Source organism: Candidatus Pseudomonas auctus (genome assembly GCF_048654275.1).
GTDB lineage: Bacteria > Pseudomonadota > Gammaproteobacteria > Pseudomonadales > Pseudomonadaceae > Aquipseudomonas > Aquipseudomonas pharyngis.
Map to the genome: position 1 here is coordinate 493,719 of NZ_JBJYZK010000004.1, position 21,689 is coordinate 515,407.

At 58.1% G+C, this 21,689-nt stretch carries 17 protein-coding genes; 2 read left to right on the forward strand and 15 right to left on the reverse strand.

Features of this window, described 5'->3' with window-relative positions:
* Positions 1-100: 100 nt before the first annotated feature.
* The 11 genes from ACKUG4_RS11215 to ACKUG4_RS11265 all read right to left on the reverse strand — a co-directional run bounded on the left by ACKUG4_RS11215 (position 101) and on the right by ACKUG4_RS11265 (position 14,396).
* Complete coding sequence (locus ACKUG4_RS11215) at positions 101-445, reverse strand: hypothetical protein (protein ID WP_192564295.1); 345 nt, start codon at positions 443-445, stop codon at positions 101-103.
* Positions 442-621, reverse strand: a complete 180-nt coding sequence (locus tag ACKUG4_RS11220; RefSeq protein WP_445434009.1) for a hypothetical protein — start codon at positions 619-621, stop codon at positions 442-444. Before ACKUG4_RS11220 ends, ACKUG4_RS11215 begins: the two co-directional genes overlap by 4 nt.
* Positions 622-1,075: 454 nt before the next feature.
* Complete coding sequence (locus ACKUG4_RS11225; RefSeq protein ID WP_445434033.1) at positions 1,076-1,462, reverse strand: HEAT repeat domain-containing protein; 387 nt, start codon at positions 1,460-1,462, stop codon at positions 1,076-1,078.
* A gap of 132 nt (positions 1,463-1,594) precedes the next feature.
* Positions 1,595-1,939 (reverse strand): hypothetical protein, encoded by a 345-nt coding sequence (locus ACKUG4_RS11230; protein WP_236195300.1) that lies wholly within the window; start codon positions 1,937-1,939, stop codon positions 1,595-1,597.
* Between the two features lies 1 nt (position 1,940).
* Complete coding sequence (locus ACKUG4_RS11235) at positions 1,941-6,761, reverse strand: RHS repeat-associated core domain-containing protein (RefSeq protein WP_445434010.1); 4,821 nt, start codon at positions 6,759-6,761, stop codon at positions 1,941-1,943.
* Positions 6,758-7,501 (reverse strand): DUF4123 domain-containing protein, encoded by a 744-nt coding sequence (locus tag ACKUG4_RS11240; RefSeq protein WP_445434034.1) that lies wholly within the window; start codon positions 7,499-7,501, stop codon positions 6,758-6,760. Before ACKUG4_RS11240 ends, ACKUG4_RS11235 begins: the two co-directional genes overlap by 4 nt.
* Positions 7,491-9,533, reverse strand: a complete 2,043-nt coding sequence (locus ACKUG4_RS11245) for a type VI secretion system Vgr family protein (RefSeq protein WP_445434011.1) — start codon at positions 9,531-9,533, stop codon at positions 7,491-7,493. The genes ACKUG4_RS11240 and ACKUG4_RS11245 overlap by 11 nt, the downstream gene beginning before the upstream one ends.
* Positions 9,534-9,659: 126 nt before the next feature.
* On the reverse strand, positions 9,660-10,175 hold the full coding sequence (locus ACKUG4_RS11250) for an Hcp family type VI secretion system effector (protein WP_039767797.1): 516 nt from the start codon (positions 10,173-10,175) through the stop codon (positions 9,660-9,662).
* Positions 10,176-10,489: 314 nt separating this feature from the next.
* A complete protein-coding gene (hglS, locus tag ACKUG4_RS11255) occupies positions 10,490-11,875 on the reverse strand; it encodes a 2-oxoadipate dioxygenase/decarboxylase HglS (RefSeq protein ID WP_445434012.1) in 1,386 nt (461 codons plus the stop codon).
* A gap of 111 nt (positions 11,876-11,986) precedes the next feature.
* Positions 11,987-12,925: an alpha/beta fold hydrolase gene (locus ACKUG4_RS11260; RefSeq protein ID WP_039767801.1), complete on the reverse strand. Its 939-nt coding sequence runs from the start codon at positions 12,923-12,925 to the stop codon at positions 11,987-11,989.
* Between the two features lie 16 nt (positions 12,926-12,941).
* Positions 12,942-14,396, reverse strand: coding sequence for a flavin-containing monooxygenase (locus ACKUG4_RS11265; RefSeq protein ID WP_445434013.1), 1,455 nt, complete (start codon positions 14,394-14,396; stop codon positions 12,942-12,944).
* A 190-nt stretch (positions 14,397-14,586) separates the two neighbouring features.
* Between ACKUG4_RS11265 and ACKUG4_RS11270 the strand changes: the two genes are divergently transcribed.
* Positions 14,587-15,660: a diguanylate cyclase gene (locus tag ACKUG4_RS11270; protein WP_085648830.1), complete on the forward strand. Its 1,074-nt coding sequence runs from the start codon at positions 14,587-14,589 to the stop codon at positions 15,658-15,660.
* Between the two features lie 84 nt (positions 15,661-15,744).
* A complete protein-coding gene (locus tag ACKUG4_RS11275) occupies positions 15,745-16,971 on the forward strand; it encodes a M20/M25/M40 family metallo-hydrolase (RefSeq protein ID WP_445434014.1) in 1,227 nt (408 codons plus the stop codon).
* 88 nt (positions 16,972-17,059) lie between these two features.
* Here ACKUG4_RS11275 and ACKUG4_RS11280 read toward each other — a convergent pair whose 3' ends face one another.
* The 4 genes from ACKUG4_RS11280 to ACKUG4_RS11295 all read right to left on the reverse strand — a co-directional run bounded on the left by ACKUG4_RS11280 (position 17,060) and on the right by ACKUG4_RS11295 (position 21,664).
* The gene (locus ACKUG4_RS11280) at positions 17,060-17,929 is read right to left on the reverse strand and encodes an oxaloacetate decarboxylase (RefSeq protein WP_007956238.1); all 870 of its coding nucleotides are present in this window, start codon (positions 17,927-17,929) and stop codon (positions 17,060-17,062) included.
* Positions 17,930-18,089: 160 nt separating this feature from the next.
* Positions 18,090-19,124 carry an arginine N-succinyltransferase subunit beta gene (aruG, locus tag ACKUG4_RS11285; protein ID WP_064595277.1) on the reverse strand — a complete coding sequence of 345 codons (1,035 nt, stop codon included), beginning with the start codon at positions 19,122-19,124 and terminating at the stop codon, positions 18,090-18,092.
* A 55-nt stretch (positions 19,125-19,179) separates the two neighbouring features.
* Positions 19,180-20,196: an arginine N-succinyltransferase gene (gene astA / locus ACKUG4_RS11290; protein WP_445434015.1), complete on the reverse strand. Its 1,017-nt coding sequence runs from the start codon at positions 20,194-20,196 to the stop codon at positions 19,180-19,182.
* A gap of 118 nt (positions 20,197-20,314) precedes the next feature.
* Entirely contained in the window at positions 20,315-21,664 is a 1,350-nt protein-coding gene (locus tag ACKUG4_RS11295) for an APC family permease (RefSeq protein WP_011333496.1), read from the reverse strand.
* Between the last annotated feature and the right edge of the window lie 25 nt (positions 21,665-21,689).

Consider the following 21,689-nt stretch of genomic DNA (forward strand, 5'->3'; position numbering starts at 1 on the left):
CCGTAGACCAAGGCCAGCCCTTCTTCATTTTTTGCTTTCAGCTCAATCGGTTAGCTGTTAAGTAAGTGTCATTCAGATCTTTCCCCTTTAGTCTGGCTTGTTATGATGTTTTGTATTTTTTCAAGCATTCAAGAAGGACCGACATGAAGTGGCGCTTATCAATGGGCTCTTCAGAGAAGTACGTAGTGATTTCGGAAAATACGCGATTAAATTTTTCATTTTTATTTAAAAAGAATGTCAGTGTGTCGATGTACCATTGCTGCTCGCTTATGATGCGTTTTGTAAACTCAGGCTTGATGAGGGTGTTAAATAGGTGTGTTAACTCATCATCATTATTTATGTCAGTTTTTGCAATTAGGTTTTCTATCGTTTCATCTTGATCGCTATTTATGTCGAAAGGGAATAGTAGCGATGGGATTATGTCGAGTGTCGGTTCTAGTTTCATTTTTCATATTTCGGAAATGATGTTTTAGGTAGGCCGTTATCGTCGAGAATTGTCACGGCTTTTGTTTGTTGTTTGTATTTTGTTCCGCCCTTTTTGAAGCCTTCTCCGATGGTTCCGCCCATGCTCATAGGACGCTCAGCTAACGCTTTATTGCCGGTGTTTTTGTATATGCGCATCTCGCGTTTAATAGCTGTAAGTTGTGCTTTGTGGCTGGTGTATCGTGTTGAGTTCGGAGTTATCGGCTTTCCATTTCCGTAGGTTTCAATTACGCCGGTGGTTGAGTGAAAAGGGGACAGATTTATTTTCTTTAGCGAAAAATAAATCTGTCCCCTTTAGTTTAATGCATGTTGGAAATTTTTTGATTGGTGGATGAGGTTGTAATATTGATGTGGGTCATTGGTAAAGTGGTATTTGTAGATGGCATGTAATGAAATCCATTTTCTTAGTGAATGGTTTTTGGACTCTAGCTCTTGCGCAATGTTGTTATGGCCTGTTCCGTCGAATCCGTTCCATACACTTCTTGGGATACATTTATGTGCTGTCATTTTTGCCCCTCGAACGTATTCTGAAAAGGGGTGGATTTATTTTCTTTAACGAATAAAAAATCTGCTCCCTTTGATTTGGTTCTATTTAAATTTGCACGCTGCTGGCTTTTTTTAGAAGGTTTTCAAGTTCAGGATAGGATTCGAGTTCTTCGTGGTTTAGGGAGTTAATAATGGCTTGTATTTTCTTTGCGTATTTATTCTCGATTGGGGGTTCACTCCAATCCAGTTCTGAGGCAGAGACTATTAATATTTTGGTAAATGGAGAGTCCAAAAGTTTCTTTAGGATTTCAATTGCCTGAGTGGAGCGATTCTCTCCAAGTGCCGCAGCACTTCGCTCCTGCCAATACTCTTCCCTAGATAGGATCGTGTCATTAAGCCGGTTCCAGTCTTCAGCGCTGAACTTTCCTAGAACTCCTTTGGCTACCTGCTCTGTAATGTATTCATTCCAGTTAGAGTCCTCGCTTTGTCCCAGTCAGTAGTTGTATTCATCGAAGGCCTTGCTATCCATGATTGTGACTAAGTTTTAATAGTAGGCGACATATGGGGGTGAATAGGGGGTAGATTGATTTCTATTTTTTTTAGCGAAAAACCGGTCTCCTTTAATTTATGCTTCAAGCATAAAGTCTTCGATTTTCTTAATGTATTCCATCTTGTCCTTTGTTCTGAATTCCCCTAGGAATATTTCAGAGTTTTTTAGAGGTTTCCCTTTGTTGTCATACTTGATTGTTAGGAAATCAACTACAAACTCCCCCGATGGATCTCCTTCCGGTTCAACTCTGGAGTCAAAGCAGTGTCCCGTAGCTCGTCGAACTCCACCTAGTAAAACTGAACTGCTAAACCACTCTGCAGTTTCAGGGGCGAGGTCAACCTCGAAAAGGTTGTTGATTGTGATTGTCCATCCACTAGGTACTCGTAGGGGTTGGAGTTCGTATTCAAGCTTGGTTTTCATGTTATTTGGTTTTCCCCATATATTTTTGAACTTGCTCTGGAGAGGCTGGGAAACTGTGTATTACAGGCTCTCCTGCTTTTGTTAGTTCGATTCTTACCCAGTTGGTGAGCTCGCCGTTGTTGTAACCCACTGGGGTTTCCGATCGATAGAACATATATCTTGATCCTCCGTGATCGAATACGTTTCCATCGCGTACTGCAGCATATGCAGCTTGTTTTTCAAATCCACTAACGTTATTTGCAATATCTGGTAAATAAGATGCTTCGGGCTTTCCGTCTCTGGTTCCTTTGCCAAGACTCATTGATCGAGCTTGCTCTGCGGATTGAGCATTTGTATGTTTTGTTGCATGCCGGCCGTCAGGGCGTTTAGCGTCATATATGTCAGACCTTAACTCTTTTCGAGTCTGATAGTCAGTGGTGTCAACTTTTTTTGGGCAGACGTTGCTGTTCAACCCTAGCGGATCCACCCACCCCGTAGGGTTAGGCACGTACTGGTAGCTATTCAACCCACCCGCAAGCTTGATCGGATCCTGCGTCAAAAAACGCCCAGTCCCCGGATTGTAGTAGCGATGACGGTTGTAGTGTAGGCCCGTCTCTGCGTCGAAATACTGACCCTGGAACCGCAAAGGGTTGTCGATTTCGCTGACATCCAGCGCAGCTAGGTTGCCGTACGCACGGTACTTCGCGGACCACATGATCTCGCCACTGTAATCAGTGAGTTCCTGTGGTGTGCCCAGATGATCGAGCTGGTAGTAGAACGGCGTTGCCTTACGCGGGCCTTCGCCGTCGAGCATCGCCAGCGGTCGGAAGCTGCCGGGTTCGTAGATGTAGGTGCGATAGCGGTTGTCGCCGCTTTCGGCGATCAGGCGTTCGCCTTGCCACAAGAATTCGGTGGTATGGCCATCGACAGTTTTCTCGATGCGGCGACCGAAGGCGTCGTATTTATAGGATGCAGTGCTGCCACCCGGCAGGCTGACACCGACCAGGCGATGTTGGCAGTCGTAGCGGTATTCGGTGACGAGCTTCTGCCCGGCGCCACGGCGTTCGCGGATCAGGTTGCCATACGCGTCGTAGTCGTAGTGGCGGTCGCCCTGCATCATCAGGCGATTGCCTTTGACGTTGGCGAGGTTGGCTGTGCCTTCGTTGTTCTGGCCGAGCAGGTTGCCGGCCGGGTCGTGGGCGAAGGTTTCCGGTGTCGCGCCACGTACGCTGGTCAAGCGGTCCAGCGGGTCGTAGTGGTAGCTGCGGTTGCCCTTGCGGCTGTCGTCGATACCGGCGAGGTTGCCGTTGGCGTCGTAGTTATAGCGACGCTGGAACAGGTTTTTTTCACGCTGGCTGACGCTGTGCGCTTGCAGGCGACCTTGTTCGTCGTACTGGTATTGGCTTAGCAACAAGCCTTGCTGGCGCTGCTGTTCGCGACCGGCGCTGAATTGGTGGCTGGTCAGGCGTGAGCCGTTGAGGTCGATGCTGCTCAGACGTCCGCCGGACAAGTGGCGGTAGTCGAGTGTGCTGCCGTCGGGGAGGCGGCAGTGACTAAGTTGTCCGACGCTGTCGTATTCGTAACGTGTGGTGCCCCAACCCTGGTGTTCGGTGATCAGGCGATCCTGCACGTCGTATTCGTAGGCCAGCGGCCAGTGACCGTCGTCGACATTCACCAAACGGCCCAGGGCATCGTAGCTGTAGTGAATCTCTTCGCCATCGGCGAGGGTTTTCACCAGCAGCCGCCCGGCAGCATCACGCTGATATTCGGTGATCAGTTCGCTGCCGTCATCGCCGAATTCGGTTTTCTTCAGCAACTGGCCGTTGAGGTCGTATTCGTACGCGGTGCGGCGGCCGTCGAAACCGGTTTCCTGCTGGATCAGACCGTTGGCGTAGTAGTCGAGCTTGTAATGCTCGCCGCGCTCGTTTTCGATTTCAGTGAGTAGCAGGCCGGCGTTGTCGTAGCGGTAGCGCAACTGGCTGCCGTCGGGATTGATGCGGCGGCTGACCAGATGCAGGTTATCGGCGTATTCGTATCGGGTGATGCGGCCGAGCTCATCGCGCTCGGCGGTGACGCGTCCGTACGGGTTGTAGGTGAAGGTACGGCTGGCGCCGCCGGGGAGGGTGACCTGAGTCAGGCGGTCGACGGCGTCCCATTGGTAATGGGTGATGGCGCCGAATTCGTCCTGGCGGGTGATCTGCCGTCCAAGTGCATCGTAGCGATACTTACGCTGACCACCGTCCGGAAGACGTTCCTCCAGCAATTGACCGAGATTGTTCCAGCCCAGTTGATGGCGACTGCCATCAGGGTGATGAATTTCCAGCAGCCGGCCCTGGCCGTCGTAGTTGTAGCGGGTTTTGTTGCCCTGCGGGTCGATTTGCTGGGTGATGTCGCCTTGTTGATTGCGGTCGTACTGCCAACGGGCCTTGCCACGTTTGACTTCAATCAGTTGCCCATCGAAGTAGTTGTAGAGGGTTGGTTCCTCTTCCGGAGGGATGACAGCCATCAATCGTCCGGCATCGCTGTATTGATACTCGGTGATGGCCCCCATTGGATCTTTTACAGCAACCAGACGTCCCTGATCGTCATAGGCATTTTGCGTTTCAGCACCATCGGCAGCGGTTTCACTGATCAGCCGTGCATTTTCGTCATGCACGTAAACCTGTTCACTGCCATCGGCGTTGTGAACCGTAACCGTGCCTTTGTCATCCCACTCGTAGCGAGCTTCCAGTTGCGAATAGTTGGCCCAATGACGTACGCAACGGGAAAGTTTGCCTTCACGCTCCCATTCCCAGAAAAAACTGGCGCCACCGGCCAGTTGTCGCTCGAGAATGACGTGCTGATCGTTGTAGCGGTAATGCTCGGTTTCCCCTGCGGCATTGGATGCCGAGACCAATTGGTTGCGAGCGTTATAGCGGTAGGTGACAAGGTTCTGAATGGTCAGCCAAGGATCCTGACGCTCACCGCGCTCGTCATACTCAGAACGCTGCTGTTGCTGATCAACGGCAACGATATGGCGATCGTCGTAGCGCAACAGTAACGCGCGGCCCGCACCGTTATCGATGCGCTGGATCCGCCCCACCAGGTCATAGCTGATATGCACCTTATTTCCGTACGAGTCACTGACCGTCGTCAGACGGTCTGCGCGGAAGTGATAAAAGCGTGGTTTTGCTCCTGCTTGGGTGAGGATCAGTTCACCCGGCGCGCTGCCCAAATAAATCGCCGCCTGAGCCAGACTGTTGGTAATGGCTGGACGTTGTTCGGTCGGCATCGGGAAGCGGGTCTGACGGTTTTCGTTATCAGTCCACAACACGCCTTCATCGTTGATTTGCAGGCGATGGGATAGGGAGTGGCTCCAGCCATGGCCGAGACGCCCGTCGATTTCAACCGCGCTGCTGCGATAGAGACGTGTCCATTCAATGGGTAGCAGCCCACCCAATACGCCGTCAGTGAGCGTCAGCAATTCCTCGCCGGTAACCATCGATACCGGTTCACCGTTAGTGCAGGTCTTATCGGCGCACTGAGCAGGTTGATCCGCTGGGTTTTTGGACTGGTCGGGCGCGTTGTCTACTTTTTCCTGTTGTTGAGCGCGGGTGCTGTTTTCCTTCTTGCCGCGTGCATGAATCTGCGCATCCGTCTCTACAGCACCTCCGGAAACGGGTGGTTTTTTCTTTGGTGGTGTGGCGGTCTCTGCGGGTTTTGGAGGCGCAATTTCTACGCTCGCCTTTCTCGCCTGGTTCAGTGGCGAATTGCCGTTGAGCATCAACGGTTTCGCCGTATCGGCGTGTGCTGTCGCATTCTTCTTGCTGATCTTCATCAGCATCGACGTGAAGTCTTCAATCAGTGTCATGACCTTGCCGCTGTTCCTTGCAGCATTAAGGCCCTTGGTGCCAATACGGACGGCCAAACCGATCCCGCCCGTCAAAACAATACCGATCAGGATGTTCAGCAGTACTTCCGTAGTCAGTTCTGCCAGCACTTCAGTGCAGGTCTGCGGAGGCAGCATTTTGACCCACGCTACGATAGCTGCGACGTAGATCCACATAAGTGGCTCGTCACTGGCGATCAGCAGGGCTGTTTGAATGGCTTCTTTTGAAGCGTTATAGATCTTCTTTATCTGTTCTTCGGTGAAGAATTTTTTGAGTTTTTCGTAGTTTTCCCGAGGGTGTGCAACCAGGTCGTAGAGACTTTTGATGTCCCCCCACAGCCCCATGATCGCCTTGAGGAACCCCTTCCACGCCGACTCCAATTGCTGCAATGCCCGTCCAGCCATGGATGCATTGGTATGCGCTTGCCAAAGTGGCAGAAAGTCGGTGGTCCACTGTGTTTGCAGCCAGCCGCTAAGGTCCCCGATTACGCCTTGATAGGAGTTGAACAGGCTATCGATCTGAGCCTTGGTGGGATTCGGGAAAAAAGTGATTTCATATTGCTGATGCGGTTTGAGGCCAGTGACCTCCAGAATCCCGCTTGGACCGATTTTGACGTTGATCGGTTGACCGACTTCGTTCTTTCCGTAGAGCTTGCCATTCTCCACTGGCACCAGTCGCACCGGCGTATTGCCGATAGGTACAAAACGCGCAGACTCAAAACTATGTACAAGTTTGAGTTTGCCGTTGGCAGGGCAGTTGGCATAAAGGGTATTTTCCTTTTTGCTGTCTTTGTCCGCCGTACCGACTTCGTCACCGACCTTGAACTGTTGCTCTGCGTCCAGAATGCCGCCGTACCAGGCTTCGGCATGCTCGCGATAATCCTTCAGGCACTTCTTGAAGTCGCTGATGATGGCCTGAGCATCAGGCTGTTTTGCATTGAGATTGGCAACAATCTCACCCATCAAAATGCTCATACAGCCACCTCACTTTCCAGATGGGCCTTCAGTAGGCCGGTAAAATTTTCTTCCGTGAGTGGCGTGCGTTTTACGAAGCGCGCCACTTTCTTTTGCAGGTTCGATTCAGGGAACGAGAAGTACAGGTCGGCATGTTCGTCCAGCAGCCACTGCATCATGTTGCCGATTACGGTCGACGGATTTTCGGCCATCAAGCTGTCCAGCAGGTCTTTCGGCACCTCCCACCACGGCCAATCCTTCGCCTTCGGCACCACCCTCGGCCCGACTTCCAGACTCCGCCCATTAATCAGATACCGCTCAAACACCGGCAACACTTCCCCAGCCGTCTCACCCAACCCCTCAAGAATTGGATAGATATGCCGCCCATCCCAGAACCGGAAAAACACTTCGGTCCCGTCCGGCATCTTCACTTGGGTCAAACTGCGCAGATGTTCGAAAACTTCGTTGGGTTCCGAGCGGGAGACCGCCAGCCAGCCCCAGTCGAGGGCGTCGGTTTCGGTGATCCAGGGCAGGAAGGCCGAGTTGGCCTTGAGTTCGGCGACGTATGGCATCACCGGTTGCCAGGTGGAGTAGGGTGTTCCACCCCAGACAGGAATGGCCTGCACGGACGGTTCGCTCTGATACAAGGCCTTGAGCGCTTCGGCATCACTGGCGGCGCTGACGATCAGATACAGACGTTCGTCTTTTTGCAGCGGCTGTTGTGCCAGCCAGTCTTTGGGTGTCAGTCGATTAGATGGCACAGGCACCTGCCTTGCATTTTTCGCACTCTTCGCAGAACGGCGCATTACGTTTGAGGGTGTTGATTTGCGCCGGGGTCAGCACGGCACCAGCCTTGTCGGCATCCGCCTGTTTCAGCACGCCCGGCATCAACGGGGCGGCACCCGTGCCGCTGCCTGGTCCGCCGCCGGAGTTGATGTTGATCGCCGGCCCGCTCATGGTCACGCCGCCGCCATCGATCTTGATGAAGCTGCCACCGCCGACCAGCGTCAGCTCAGCCCCAGCCTCCAGCACCACTTTCATGCCGCTGCTCAGGTGAATTTCCTGCCCCGCGTCGATGAATTGCCCGGTGCCGATCTTGATGTGCTGGTTCACGCCCACGGTCAGGTGGTCGTTGGCCCGTGCTTCGACTTTGCGGTCTTCGTAGACGGTGTGGTGTTCTTCGGCCTTGAATTCCGTGTAGCTGTTTTTTTCCACGACGTCGTGGCGTTCGTTGCCGACGCGGATTTTCTGGTCGTGTTCGATGTTCTCGTCCCAGTCGCGCTGGGCGTGCAGGAAGATCTGTTCCTGGCCTTTCTTGTCTTCGATGCGCAGTTCGTTGAAGCCGCCGCCACCCATCGAGCTCAGGGTCTTGAAGGTGGTGCGGGTCTTGTTCGCCGGCAGGGCGTAGGGGACGGTGTTTTCCTTGTGGTACAGGCAGCCGCTGATCAGCGGCTGGTCGGGGTCGCCCTCGAGGAATGTCACCAGCACTTCCATGCCGATGCGCGGGATGGCGATGCCGCCGTACTGGGCGCCGGCCCAGGCGCTGGAGACACGCAGCCAGCAGCTGGTCTTGTCGTCGGCCTGGCCGTCGCGGTCCCAGTGGAACTGGACTTTCACGCGGCCGTATTCGTCGCAGTGGATTTCTTCGCCTTTCGGGCCGGTAACCACGGCGCTCTGGCTGCCGAGGATGCGCGGTTTCGGGTGGCGTAGGGGCGGGCGGTTCGGCACGTCCCACGGGGTGGCCTGAAAGCGGTTGCGGTAGCCCTGATGGAAATCGTCTTTCAGCGCGGTGGTGTCGCTGGTGACCGACTCTTCCAGCACTTGCGGCTGCTTGCCTTCGTGGTGGACTTCGGTGAGCAGCCACAGGTCATTCCATTTGGCTTTCGGGTGTTCTTTCAGCGCGAGGAAATGACCGCTGACCAGCAGCGGCTGGTCGCTCTTGCCTTCGGCGAGCTGGAAGTCGCTGCGATGGCGTTCGAGGGCGCGTTTGGCCAGGTGCTTGCCGCGCTCGCGGTCGACGAAACGGCCCGGGTAATCGTAGTCCTCGAGGTCGGGCAGGGCGTCGCCGCGGTTTTCGCTTTCCAGCGTCAGGCGCGGTTTTTCGAAGTCGTAGTCGCGGCGGGTGGTGCGGCTGGTGCGGGTTTCCAGGCGCAGGTCGAAGCGTTTGATCACCGGGTTGCTGGCGACCATGCCGGAGTCCTGCTGATAGGCCACCGGCGCCAGTTTCTTGAACACCGTCTGGTCATCGCCGAACACCAGTTTGTGGCCCGTGGCGCTGTGCTGGAAGTGGTAGTGAATGCCTTCTTCTTCGCACAGGCGCTGGATGAAATGCAGGTCCGATTCGTCGTACTGCACGCAGTAGATCCGATCGGGGTAGATCGAACCGGTCTGGAACGCGTAGGCGTTGCCCTGGATGCCGTGTTCTTCGAGGACCTTGCCGATGATCTTCGGCACGCTGAGGTTCTGGAAGATCCGCTGGTTGATCCGGTGGGCGAGGTACGCCAGTTGCGGGCGCAGGGTCACGGAGTAGCGCGTCAGGCGCTTGCCGGAATCGCCTTGCGCGGCGCGGTAGATCAGGCCGTGGATGCCGCTGCCGTCGGGCGACAGCTGCAGGAAGGCCGGTTTGTGCAGCAGGGTTTCGAGGTCCAGCGACGGCTGCTCACTGACCAGCTCCACCTCGAACACAAAAGGCTGGCTGATGGCTTCCCGGCCGGTGAGGGTAAACACCTGGAAATCGGCGGAAAGACCTTCGATGGTCAGGGCAAAGTGGGTTTCATTGGCCGGCGCGAACATCCCTTGTTCCTCGTGCTGTACAGCGGCGTTCGTCGACCGTTAACGATCGACGCACGCGAAATTCTGGAGGGGCGTAAACAACATCGACCAGCAGAGCTGGCCGATGCTTGTAACGATCAGCCGTAATTAAACGACTGGAGCACGCCAGTCATCGGAACCCGAAGTACCGGATACTTCGTGGGTCCAGGTGATTTTGCGGTAGGTGAACTGCACTTCTTCCAGGTGGGTGAAGTGGGCGTTCGATGGATCCTGGCAGTTGTGCATCTTGTTGTTGATGGCGACGATGATCGCGTCTTCCAGTTTGGTGGTGTAGTAGTGCTCTTGGGTGCCTTGAGCCGAAGTGCGGTACCACTGGATAACGATTTCGCTCATGCGCTCGCCGGAGGTCAGAGCGGCTTGCAGCAGTGGCGAAGCCTTGTCGTAGACCTTGGTGATGATCACTGGCTTGTGAACGCGCTGACCGGTTGGCTGACCGGATTGCGGGTCACGCGGGATGATCACGTCGTGGCTGAAAGCCTGAACCATAACCTGGTCTTCGTGGCCTTCCTGGTAGGTGTTGCCAACGGAGTCGGCGGTGAAGGCGCCGGCAGTGATCAGGCCTTGTTTTTCGCCGGTAACCGACATGTACGCTGGTGTTGCCATGGGATGCTCTCCTTGCGGATAAAGTTAGGGTGCCCGGGAGGCGAAATCGCCCGGTGGGTGCCTGACTGTTATCAAGGAGCGTGCCAGCTTTTGCCACATCCCCGGGAGCCGGGGACTTCACCGCTCTGCATCGCGGGTTTGAGCGTTTTTTGATCAGCCAGGTAGCTCAAAGTGCGCAAGAAGTTGCGCAGTACTGCGCAACTTCTTGCGCACTTGGCTGGAGGCCTTGAAACACATGGCCTCCAGCGGAATCGGTGAGCATTTTTACGAAACGAGTGCGCAACTTCTTGCGCAGTATGGCCAATCGCCGCTTTTCACGCGGATCGGGCAATTGCAGTGAGGCATTCCTCAATCGAACGTTGCTGGGTTTCGGCATACAGGCCCAACTCATCAATGGTCGAACGCCCCAGGGCCAACTCGAACGCCTGTCGATTGGAATGCTCGCCATAGTGTGTCTGCGCCGCGTCCCCCAGGTTCGACTGAAAAATCCCTGCCGCACTGACTGGCAGGAAATCTTCGTACACCAGCGGTTCGGCTTTCACATAGCCGTCGCGTAATAACCCTTGCAGCGAAGCATCAGCGGGACGACTCGCCGCCAGCCCTTTGTCTGTCAGGAAATACCGGAAATACGCCAATTCCTGCTCACGCATGCCCTCGAGACTGTCAGGGAATTCGCTGAAGTGCCGGGCCATCAGCGCGTTGTAGCGTGAGGCGTTGGCTTCGTTGGGGAAATCGCCCAGTTCATCGCGTGCCGCGTTCAGCAGCCGGTCGTACAACGCACGGCCCTTGGGGGTCAGCGCCGCGCCACGTTGTTCGATTTCGCCGAAGCGGGCGCTGTGGCTGCCGCGGGTTTGCGTCTGGTCGGTGAAGGCGATCGGCTCGTCCAGCGCCTTGAAACTGGTCTGACGCAACAGGATCGGATGCTGCCGACGCGGCGGGCCTTCGATCACCGCTTTGGGCGTGATGCCGTGCAGCGGCATCTGCGCCTGGACGATGTCGATGTCCAGCGTGCGCGGGGTCAGGTGGTTGATGTGCGGGCCCTTGAACGCGACGACATCGGCGATCAGGCGATGCTGGGCGCTGAGCGTCTGGTATTGCGCGGCGGTGACGGTGGCGCTGTGGTGCCAGCGAAAAGTCTCCAGCGCTTGCAGGACAAACTCCCCGGCCTCGGAATCATTCAGGCCGCCAGCAGATTCAGCCTGTTCGATCAGCCTTAACGCCGAAGGCGTAAAGATCGAACGCTTATCCAGCACCGATTCAGCAAAGGCCCGCAGCTCAGGATCTTCAATCAACTCCAGTCGCAACAACGAAGTGAACACCCGGAACGGGCTGACCTGCAGCGCATCTTCATGCACCGCCCGGAACGCCGTGGAATGCACCGGCACCCCGGCAGGGGTGAGGTCGTAATAGCCCACCGGTTGCATGCCCATCACTGCGAACAAACGGGCGAGGGTGGCGAGTTCAGTGGCGGTGCCGACGCGGATGGCGCCGTGGCGCTCCATGTCCAGCCGTTCGATTTCGCCGGTGCTGTGCAGTTGACTGGCGACTTGCGGCTCGCGTGCCAGCACGTCGCGGTTGGTCTGTTCCACCAATTCCATCAACGCGCCGTACAGCGGCACTTCTTCGCGGTACATGTCGGACATCGCTTTGGAGAAGCGTTGGCGGATCAGGTCGGGGTTGACGAAAGGCTGCACGGTCATGAAAAAAATTCCTGGCACGGTCACGTAAAGGATGTCGGAAAAGATCGCAGCCTTCGCCGACGCGGGCAAACGAAGAATCCTACGAACTTCATTCTGCCAACGACTGACCGTTTACCTGTCCTGGCGCGAGTTTTCCCCCAGAAACTCCCGATACAGACGTGCCGTGTTCGACGGCTGTTCGACCATCGGCATATGGCCGACGCCGTCCCAGACATCGACCCGCAGATTGCTGATGCCTTTGCTCCACACCGGCACGCTGCTGACGTCGATCAGCCGGTCCTTGCGGCCCCAGAGCAACAGTGCCGGGCATTTGATGTCCGGCAGTTTCGGTTCCATCGGCGGGCTGGCGCGAAAATCCCGAAAGATCTCTTCCAGTTCGTCGCGGCATTGTTCATAGCGCTGGGCGATCGCGTCGAGCACCAGGCCGGGCACCCACGGTGGCGAGGCCATGGTCATCGCATAGAAGCGTCGGAATTCTTCCCGGGAATTGATCAGAAACGGATTGTGCCCACGGGCCAGGTGGCGCTCCATGTCGCTGGGCTCGGGCGCAGTGACGCCCGCCGGGTCAATTAGCGCCACCGAAGCAATGCGATCCGGGTAGGTCGCCGCCAGCCACGCGGCGATGTAGCCGCCCATGGAGTTGCCGATCACATGGACTTTCTCGACCCCGCAGACATCGAGCAACTGGATCATGCGCTTGGCCTGCACCGGAATGTCGTAGCCACCGCCGGCCTTGAAGCCGGTTTCGCCGTGGCCGGCCAGGTCCGGGATGATTACCCGGTACTGCCCGACAAAGTGCCGGGCGAAGCGCAGCCACAGGTTTTTTTCAGCGCTGTAGCCGTGCAGCATCAAAATGCTGCTCGACGCTTCATAAGGCCCGCCTTGCCAGGTCGACACGGTCATTTCGGCAATCGGCACTTCAATCTTGTGCAACCGGTACAGCCTGGCCTCCAGGGCCGCGCTCAGATCGTAGAGCCAGTGGCCGACCGCCGGGTAACTCAACCAGCTCCAGGCCACGAAAACCGCGAGGGCGACAAACAGCAAAAGCATCGTGGGTCTTCCTTGTTCAAGACAGAATGTGGTCGGCCGGTTTCAGCGCCCGGGTCAACCGGTGGTAGCTGAAACTGAAGCCGGGGAACATCGCGATCACATGACCGCTTTTGCTTTGATACCAACTGTGGCAGCCGCCGGTTTTCCAGACCGTGCGCTCCATCTCCCGGTGAATCATCTGAGTGTAGGTACGTTCTGCTTCGGGGCGAACCTCGATGCTGCGCAGACCATTGGCCTGCAAGGTGCGGATGCAGTCGAGGATGTAGTTCATCTGCGATTCGATGATGAACAGCGCCGAGGTGTGGCCGATGCCGGTGTTCGGCCCGGTGACGATAAACAGGTTGGGAAAGTCCGGCAGGCTGGTGCCGAGGTAGGCGCGCGGGTACTGCGCCCAGACATCGCGCAGTTGCACGGCGTTTTTTCCGCTGACCGGGTAGGAAATCACGCCGTCGGTGGCGTCGTAACCGGTCGACCAGACGATCAGATCGACGTCGATGTGCTGGCCGTCCGTGGTGAGGATGCCGGTTTCGTCTAGGCTGGCGATGCCTTGCTCGCGGCTGTGCAACGTGACGTTGGGCCGGGTCAGTGCCGGGTAGTAGGTGCTGGAGAGCAGCACCCGTTTGCAGCCGATGGTGAAGTCCGGTGTCAGTTTTTTCCGCAACTCGGGGTCAGTCACCTGGCGCTTGAGAAACTTCAGGGCCTGGCTCTGCACCATGTGAATCGCCGGTTTCGAATATTTGAAGGCGATAACCCGGGTTTCGAACTGCCAGTAGATCATCCAGCGCAGCAGCTTGTAGGCCGGTTTCAGACCCAGCAGCCAGCGCTGGAATCGCCCGAACGTACGATCGGCACGGGGCAGCACCCAATGCGCTGTGCGCTGAAACACATGCAATTGGGCGACCTTCGGTGCAATGGCCGGAATCACCTGAGCCGCACTGGCACCGCTGCCGACAATCGCCACGTGTTTACCGTGATAGTCGTAGCTGTGATCCCAATTGTTTGTATGAAAGGTCTTGCCCTGAAAGCGATCCTGGCCGGGAAAGTGTGGGATAACCGGCTGGCTCAGCGGCCCGGTGGCATTGATCAGGAACTGCGCATAAAAAGTGCCTTTGGTGCCGGTGTGTACGGCCCAGCGTTTTTCTGCGTCGTCCCATTCGACGCGCTCGACGTTGGCCTGCAGTTCCACTCGGTCGCGCAGGCCAAACCGCTCGACCACATGGTCGGTGTAGCGGTGCAGTTCCGCCTGTTCGGCGAACATCTGCGTCCAGCGGTAAGGCGCAAACGACAGGGAATACAGCGGCGACGGCACATCCACCGCCGCGCCGGGGTAGGTGTTCTGGCACCAGGTGCCGCCGAAGAAGTCGCGGCGCTCCAGCAAGCGAAAGTCGTCGATACCGGCCTTGAGCAGGTTGACCGCCGCGCACTGGCCGCCAAAACCGCTGCCGATGATCAACACTTGATAGGTCTGCATGGGCCTCCTTCTTAGAGTCTTTTTTCCATTTTCTTCCTTTCATGTATAGCCAATCATTTGCTCGCCGTGTGGTGCTGATGACGGGGTATTCGGCCCGCTGGCCGGTGATGGCTATTTGACGTTGCCCTGATAGACTCCCAATACATCGGGTCTGCGGTCTGCGCAGTGCCGTCGAGTGGTCGAGGCCCCTATGGGAAGAACGGGAGGAAAGGGACTTTCACTGGCCAGGAGGCTCTATACATCGCGAATCCTCGGGCTGGTTCTGGGGCTTTTGTGCGTGAGCGTCGCGATGTATCCACTCGATCCGCCGGCCTGGGTCTGGGCGGTGATGCTGTTCAACGGCCTGGTCTGGCCGCACCTCGCGTATCAATGGGCGCGCCGGGCGAAGGTTCCGTACCACGCCGAACACCGTAATTTGTTGATCGACGCCTTTCTCGGTGGCTTCTGGGTCGCCGCCATGCACTTCAATCCCTTGCCCAGTGCCACGACCATTTCGATGATGGCGATGAACAACGTCGCCATCGGCGGCCTGCGTTTTCTGCTGGCCGGCGCGGCGGCGCAGTTGCTTGGCGTCGGCGTCGGGCTGGTGGTATTTGCCCCCGCGTTCGTCCCGATGACCACGTCGGCACAGCTCTTTGCCTGTCTTCCTTTGTTGATGCTGTATCCGCTGGCGCTGGGCTGGATCTGCTTTCGCCAGGCCTACACCCTCGGCTTGCATAAACGCGAATTGCTGGCACTGAGCCGCACCGACAGCCTCACCGGTCTGCTCAATCACGGCGCCTGGAAGGATCAACTGGAAGTCGAGTTTCAACGCTGCAAACGCCAGCAGAGCGGTGCGGCGATTGCGCTGATCGACATCGACCATTTCAAGGCGATCAACGACACCTACGGCCATGTGGCCGGCGATATCGTCCTGCGCCAGCTGAGCAAGATGCTCAAGCAGAACCTGCGCATGGCCGATGTGGCGGGGCGCTACGGCGGTGACGAATTTTGCGTGATCCTGCCGGACTTGCCGCTGTTCAATGCGGTGCAGGCGATGGAAGCCTTGCGTGAGCGTTTTTCCTTTCTGGTGTACGAACAGAACCCGGCGCTGAAAGTCAGCCTGAGCATCGGTCTGGCGGCACTCGATCCGGCCCAAGGCGACGCGACACGCTGGCTCGATGACGCCGACCAGGCGCTGTACGAAGCCAAGGCCGGCGGGCGTAACCGGGTGATTTGCTGCAGCGACGACAAGCCGCGGCGCGAGGTATTCGATTCGGTTTGAACGGATCGGGTGTCGCATCCGGGATGGAGCCTTGGGGCGATGTCAGGTACGGTTCAGTACCCGACACGAAACAAGGATTGATTCATGACGTTCAATTTCCGTCGTTCTCTGCTGGCCGGTCTGTCCCTCACTTTTGCAGCCTCCGGTGTCTTTGCCGAACCGCACAAACAAGTGCTGGCCGATGCCGAGCAATACAAACCCGAAGCCCTGAAGTTGCTCGAGCGCCTGGTCAATATCGACTCCGGTTCAGGGTATGAGCCGGGGCTCAAGCAAGTCAGCGACATCGCCATCGACGAGCTGAAAAAGCTCGGCGCCACCATCGAGCTGGTGCCCAATACGCCGGAAAAAACCAACCACGTGCTCGCCACGCTCAAAGGCACCGGCAAGGCGAAAATCCTGCTGATGGCGCATATGGACACGGTGTTCAAGGAAGGCTCCGCCGCCGAGCGACCGTTTCACATCAAGGACGGCCGCGCCTACGGGCCGGGCGTGATGGACGACAAGGGCGGGATCGTCGCCGGCATCTACGCGCTGAAAATTCTGAAGAACCTCGACTTCAAGGACTACGCGCAAATCACCTTCCTGCTCGATGCCAGCGAAGAAACCGGCTCGGACGTCGCCACCGACCTGATCAAGAAAACCGCCAAACTCCACGACGTCACCCTCAATCTCGAGCCGGGCCGTCCGGCCGATGGTCTGGTGGTGTGGCGCAAGGGCAGCGCCACCGCGCTGGTCGAGGTCAAGGGCAAGGCCGCCCACGCCGGCGTCGCGCCGGAACTGGGGCGCAACGCGGCGATGGAGGCGGCGCATCAGATCCTGCAACTGGGCAAGCTCGGCGACGAGGCCAAGAAAACCACCATCAACTTCACCGTGCTCAAGGCTGGCGACCGCACCAACGTGATCCCGGATCAGGCCACGGCCAAGGCTGACGTGCGGGCGGCGGTGCCGGAAGAGTTCGACCGGATCGAAAAGGATCTGGCGCGGGTGTCCCAGGACAAGCTGATCCCTGAGACCGAAGTGAAGACTTCATTGCAACGCGGCTTGCCACCGATGCCGCAGACGGCGGAGTCGGATCGGTTGATGGCGATGGCGCAAGGGATTTACGGTGAAATCGGCCGCAAGTTGACCGAAGAAGGCAGCGGCGGGGCGGCGGATGCCAGTTTGTCGGCCGGGGTGGGGACACCGACGCTGGACGGGTTCGGGATTGTCGGCGGCAACATTCATACGCCGGAGGAATACGCGGAGGTGGAGAGCGTGGCGCCGCGGATTTATCTGTTGTCGCGGATGATTATGGAGTTGGCGAAACGGTAACGGCAGGCAGCGGTATCGCGGCGGGCGCCATGCGAGTGGACTCGTGATGGCGTCGGGCCGCTCTGCCTCTTTGTAGCGTGGTGCGAGGTTACTCTTTGACGCTCATGTATTCCTTGGCCCAGAGGATGTATTCCTCAGGCTGGGTGTAGGTGTGGGTCAGTTCGGTGGCGCTCAGGTCGGAAGCCTGGGTGAAGATCTGGCGTTGTTCGCGCAGGCTGTCGTAGGTCGCCTTGATCGCTGCGAAGTAGGCACCGTGGCCGTCGATGGTCACGCGCACACCCAGTTCGGCCAGGCGTTTGTCGTCGCGCAGCGCCGGGTTGCCGTAGGTCACCAGCATCAGCGGGACGGTCAGGTGTTCGGCGATTTGCTCGAGCTGGTCGAAGTCCTGGATACCCACCATGCAGATACCGTCGGCACCGGCGGCCTGGTACTGCTTGGTGCGGCTGATGATTTCCTGGTTCGGCAGGATGCCGGCGTTGGTCCGGGCGATGATTGCCATTTCCGAGTCGACCCGGGCTTCCAGTGCCGCGCGGATCTTGCCGACGCCTTCGGCGACGGTGATCAGGTCGGTGGATTTGCGGCCGAATTGTGCTGGCAGCAGGGTGTCTTCGATGGTCAGCGCGGCGACGCCGGCGCGTTCCAGTTCAACGATGGTGCGCATCACGTTGAGGGCGTTGCCGTAGCCGTGGTCGGCGTCGGCGATCACCGGCAATTGGGCGACGCGGCCGATGCGCGTGGCCTGCTCAGCGAATTCGCTGAGAGTGATCAGGGCAAAGTCCGGAGCGCCCAGCACCTGCAACGAGGCGACCGAGCCGCCGAGAATCCCTACTTCAAAACCCAGGTCAGCGGCGATGCGGGCGGACATCGGATCGAACACCGAGGCGGTGTGATAGCAGGTGTCGGAAGCCAGCAGCTGACGGAAGTTACGGCGCAAATCTTGATGAGAAAGCCTGGTCATACGAGTTCCACCAATACAAAGGAATGGAAAGGCTTGAGCAAAGGTGTCAACGCCGAAGGTGAAAAGGCTATCACGCCAATGGGTCAAGGATCATGACGAATTAACGAGGAAGTTAACCAGGAAAAACCTGTTCAGGCGCTTTCTCTACAGGAATCTGCGCTCAGGCCGCCACCGCCTGCTGCTGTCGATTGGGCAACGGCACTGCCCGCACCGAGTTGCCCGGCTGCAATTGCAGGCGTTTGGCGGTCAGGCGGTCGATCACCAGACTGCTGCCGACCCGGCGTCCCGCCGCCACGGTGATGCGGCAGTTTTCCAGGCGCCGGTTGTGGATCAGCCACAGGGGCGCCTGATCGTCCGGCGTGCCGATGCTCAGGGTCAGTTCCAGGCTGTCGCGCACCGTGCGGATGCTGCGGATCGGCGCCTCGATGACCGGGCCGCCGTCAAATATGTCGATATAGCCTTTATGGGCAAAACCCTCGGCCTGGAGGATTTTCAGCGCCGGCTCGGTGTTGGGGTGGGCCTGGCCGATCACGGCCTGGGCCTGTTCGGTTAGCAGGCAGGTGTACAGCGGCTGGCGCGGCATCAGTTCGGCGATGAAGGCCTTGTTGCCGAGCCCGGACAAGTGGTCGGCGTGGCTGAAGTCCATCTGGAAGAAGTGCCGGCCCAGACTGTCCCAGAACGGCGAACAGCCTTGCTCGTCGGCACTGCCGCGCAGTTCGGCGATCATTTTTTCGCCGAACAGGTGCGGGAATTCGGCAACAAACAGCAAACGCCCCAGCGATAGCAGACGTCCATTGCTGCCGTGGCGCTGGTCGTGGCGCAGGAACAGCGAGCACAGTTCCGATTGGCCGGTCAGTTCATTGTTGAGGAACAGCGTCGGAATCTGCCGCTGAATACCCAGGTCCGGCGCCGAGCTGACGGTCAACCCGACGCGATAGTTGTACCACGGCTCACGCAGGCCGACGGCCCCGGCCAGGGCGCTGACGCCGACCACGCGCTGTTCGTCGTCTTCAAGCACGAACAGGTAATCGGCATCGGCCCGCTCGACCTGCTCGGCGAACGCCCGTTGTGCCCAGCGCACCCGGTGGGCCAGGCGATCTTCGTTGGCGGGCAGGGTGGTGAACCCCGGGCCGGCCTGTTGCACCAGCGTCATCAACGCTGGCAGGTCGCTGACTTGAACCGGACGGACAATCATGCTGCAACTCCTTTTGCGCGCCTGCTCGGGCACTGTCGTTGGGTAGGGGCGCGATTCACAGGGCGATCAACCGGATCGTGCCGCCAGCGCGGACGTTGAGCGCCGCGCACAGGGCCGGGTCAAGCGCCAGGGGCTGACCGGGCTGGTAATCCAGCTCGGCGACCACCGCCCGAAAGCCATGCAGCGCCTCATTGCTCACCAGATAGCGACCGCGGGCATCAATCAGGGATTGCTCCTGAACTGTGGCGGTCTGGCTCTGCGCGATCGAACGGATGTTGGCGGTGCGTGCATACAAGGTCGGGCCGGCATCGAACAGGTCGATGTAGCTGTTGGTTTCAAAACCTTCGCGCTCGAGGATGTCGAAGGCTTCCTGGCCGTCCGGGTGGATGCGGCCGATGCAGTCCTGCGCCGCTTGCGGCAGCATTGGCACGTAGATCGGGTATTGCGGCATCAGCTCGGCGAGAAACGTACGGCTCTGCAAGCCGCACAGGCGTTCGGCCTCGACGTAGGGCAGGTCGAAGAAATGTTTGCCCAGCGCATCCCAGAACGGTGAATGCCCTTGCTCGTCGCTGTAACCGACGATTTCGGTGATCACCGATTCGGCAAAACGCGGCGTGTGGGCGGCGATGAACAGCAGGCGGGCCCGCGACAGCAATTCGGAAAACGGCGTGCGCACCAGCGCCGCGTCGATGTGAAAACCGCGCAGCAGCGTATGCCCGCTCAGGTCGTGACACAGCGACAGCGCCGGCACGCCGTGCTCGATATTCAGCTCCCGCGAGGCACTGGTGAAGTGGCGGTTGCGCAGGCTGTAGAACGGCTCGTTGAAACCTGCGGTGGCGAGAATTTCCGAACAGCCGACCAGTCGATGGCTGTCGATGTCTTCCAGCACGAAGAAGTAGTTCTCCGGGCCCTGAGCGGCCGCATCGCTGTCGAACGAGGCGCAGGACGCGGCGATTTTTTCGCCCAGGCGTTCGCTGTCGTCCGGCAGGGATGTGACGCCTACCAGGCTGTCGCGCGCCAATTGTTGCAATTGAGGCAGGTCGTTTGGCTCGACTGGACGTAAGACCAGCATGGATGCACTCCTGTATCAAAAGGTTCGGCCCATTCGCCGAACCTGACTATCACTGTCGGTTTCCACGCGTTAAAGCGGCGGTCGCCTGATTTGTTGTCAGACGCCGCTCTTTTTCTTGTCAGCCATTGCTTGGGTCAGGCAGCGCGGTACTGGCGCCGAGCTTGTTCAGGAAGAACAGGTACACCAGACCCAGTGCGATCCAGATCAGGCCGAGTTTCTGGGCATCGACGCCCATGTTGTACATGATGGCCGCGACGATGATGAAGCCGATCACCGGGCAGATCAGGTGACGGATCACCTGGCCGGATTTCTGCCGGCGCCAGTAGTAATTGATCACGGTCAGGTGCAGCAGCATGAAGCCGCTCAGGGCGCCGAAGTTGACCAGTGAAGTCAGGGTGTCCACCGAATTGATGAACAGGTAACAGATCACCAGCGACAGCACGGCCACCAGATAAATGCTCAGGTAGGGCGTGTTGTGTTTCGGGTGCACCTTGGCCAGCACTTTCGGCAGCTTGCCGTCGCGGGCCATGCCGAACAGCAGGCGCGAGACTGCCGCTTGCGAAGTGATCGCCACCGCCACGCCCCAGGCCAGGGCCGTGGCCACACCGGTCAAGGTTGCGAGCCAGCTGCCAGCGGCGATTTCGGCGATTTCATAGAACGCAGTGTCGGCGGACTTGAAGCCCATGCCCGCTGCCAGATCGGTAGCGATCCAAGTTTGCGCGACGAAAATCACACCCATCACCACCAGGGTGATCAGCGCCGCTTTGCCGACGCTGCGGCCCGGATCGCCCTTGATCTCTTCGGCGAGGGTGGAGATCGCATCGAAGCCGAGGAACGACAGCACCGCAATCGACACCGCTTGCATCAGCAGGGCGAAATTGAAGGTTTCCGGGTGATACAGCGGCGCCAGGGTCAATTGGCCGTTGCCGCCACCGTTGTGCAGGGCATTCCAGGCGTAGAACAGGAAGATCCCCAGCACCACCAGTTGCGCCAGCAGGAACACAATGTTCATGCGGGCAGTGAAGGTGATGCCACGCAGGTTGACGAAGGTCGCGCTGACCAGAAAGGCCAGAATGAAACCGACTTTCGGGATGTCCGGGTAGAGGTGGTTGAGCGCCATCGCCGCGTAGACGTAAAGCAGCGGCGGAATCAGCAGGTAATCGAGCAGCATCAGCCAGCCGGCGATGAAACCGACGTGTTGATTCAGGCCCCGTTGCGCGTAGGAATACACCGATCCGGCAATCGGAAAGGCTCGGGCCATGCTGCCGTAGCTGAGCGCGGTGAAGACCATCGCCACCATGCCGATGATGTACGCCAGAGGCACCATCCCCGGTGCCTCGGCGTTGACGTAGCCATACACGCCGAACGGGGCGATGGGGATCATGAAGATCATCCCGTACACCACCAGATCGGTCAGTGTCAGGCTACGTTTCAACTCCTGTTTGTAGCCGAACTCTTCTATTTCCATGAAGCGCAACTCCTTGTCAGCCAAT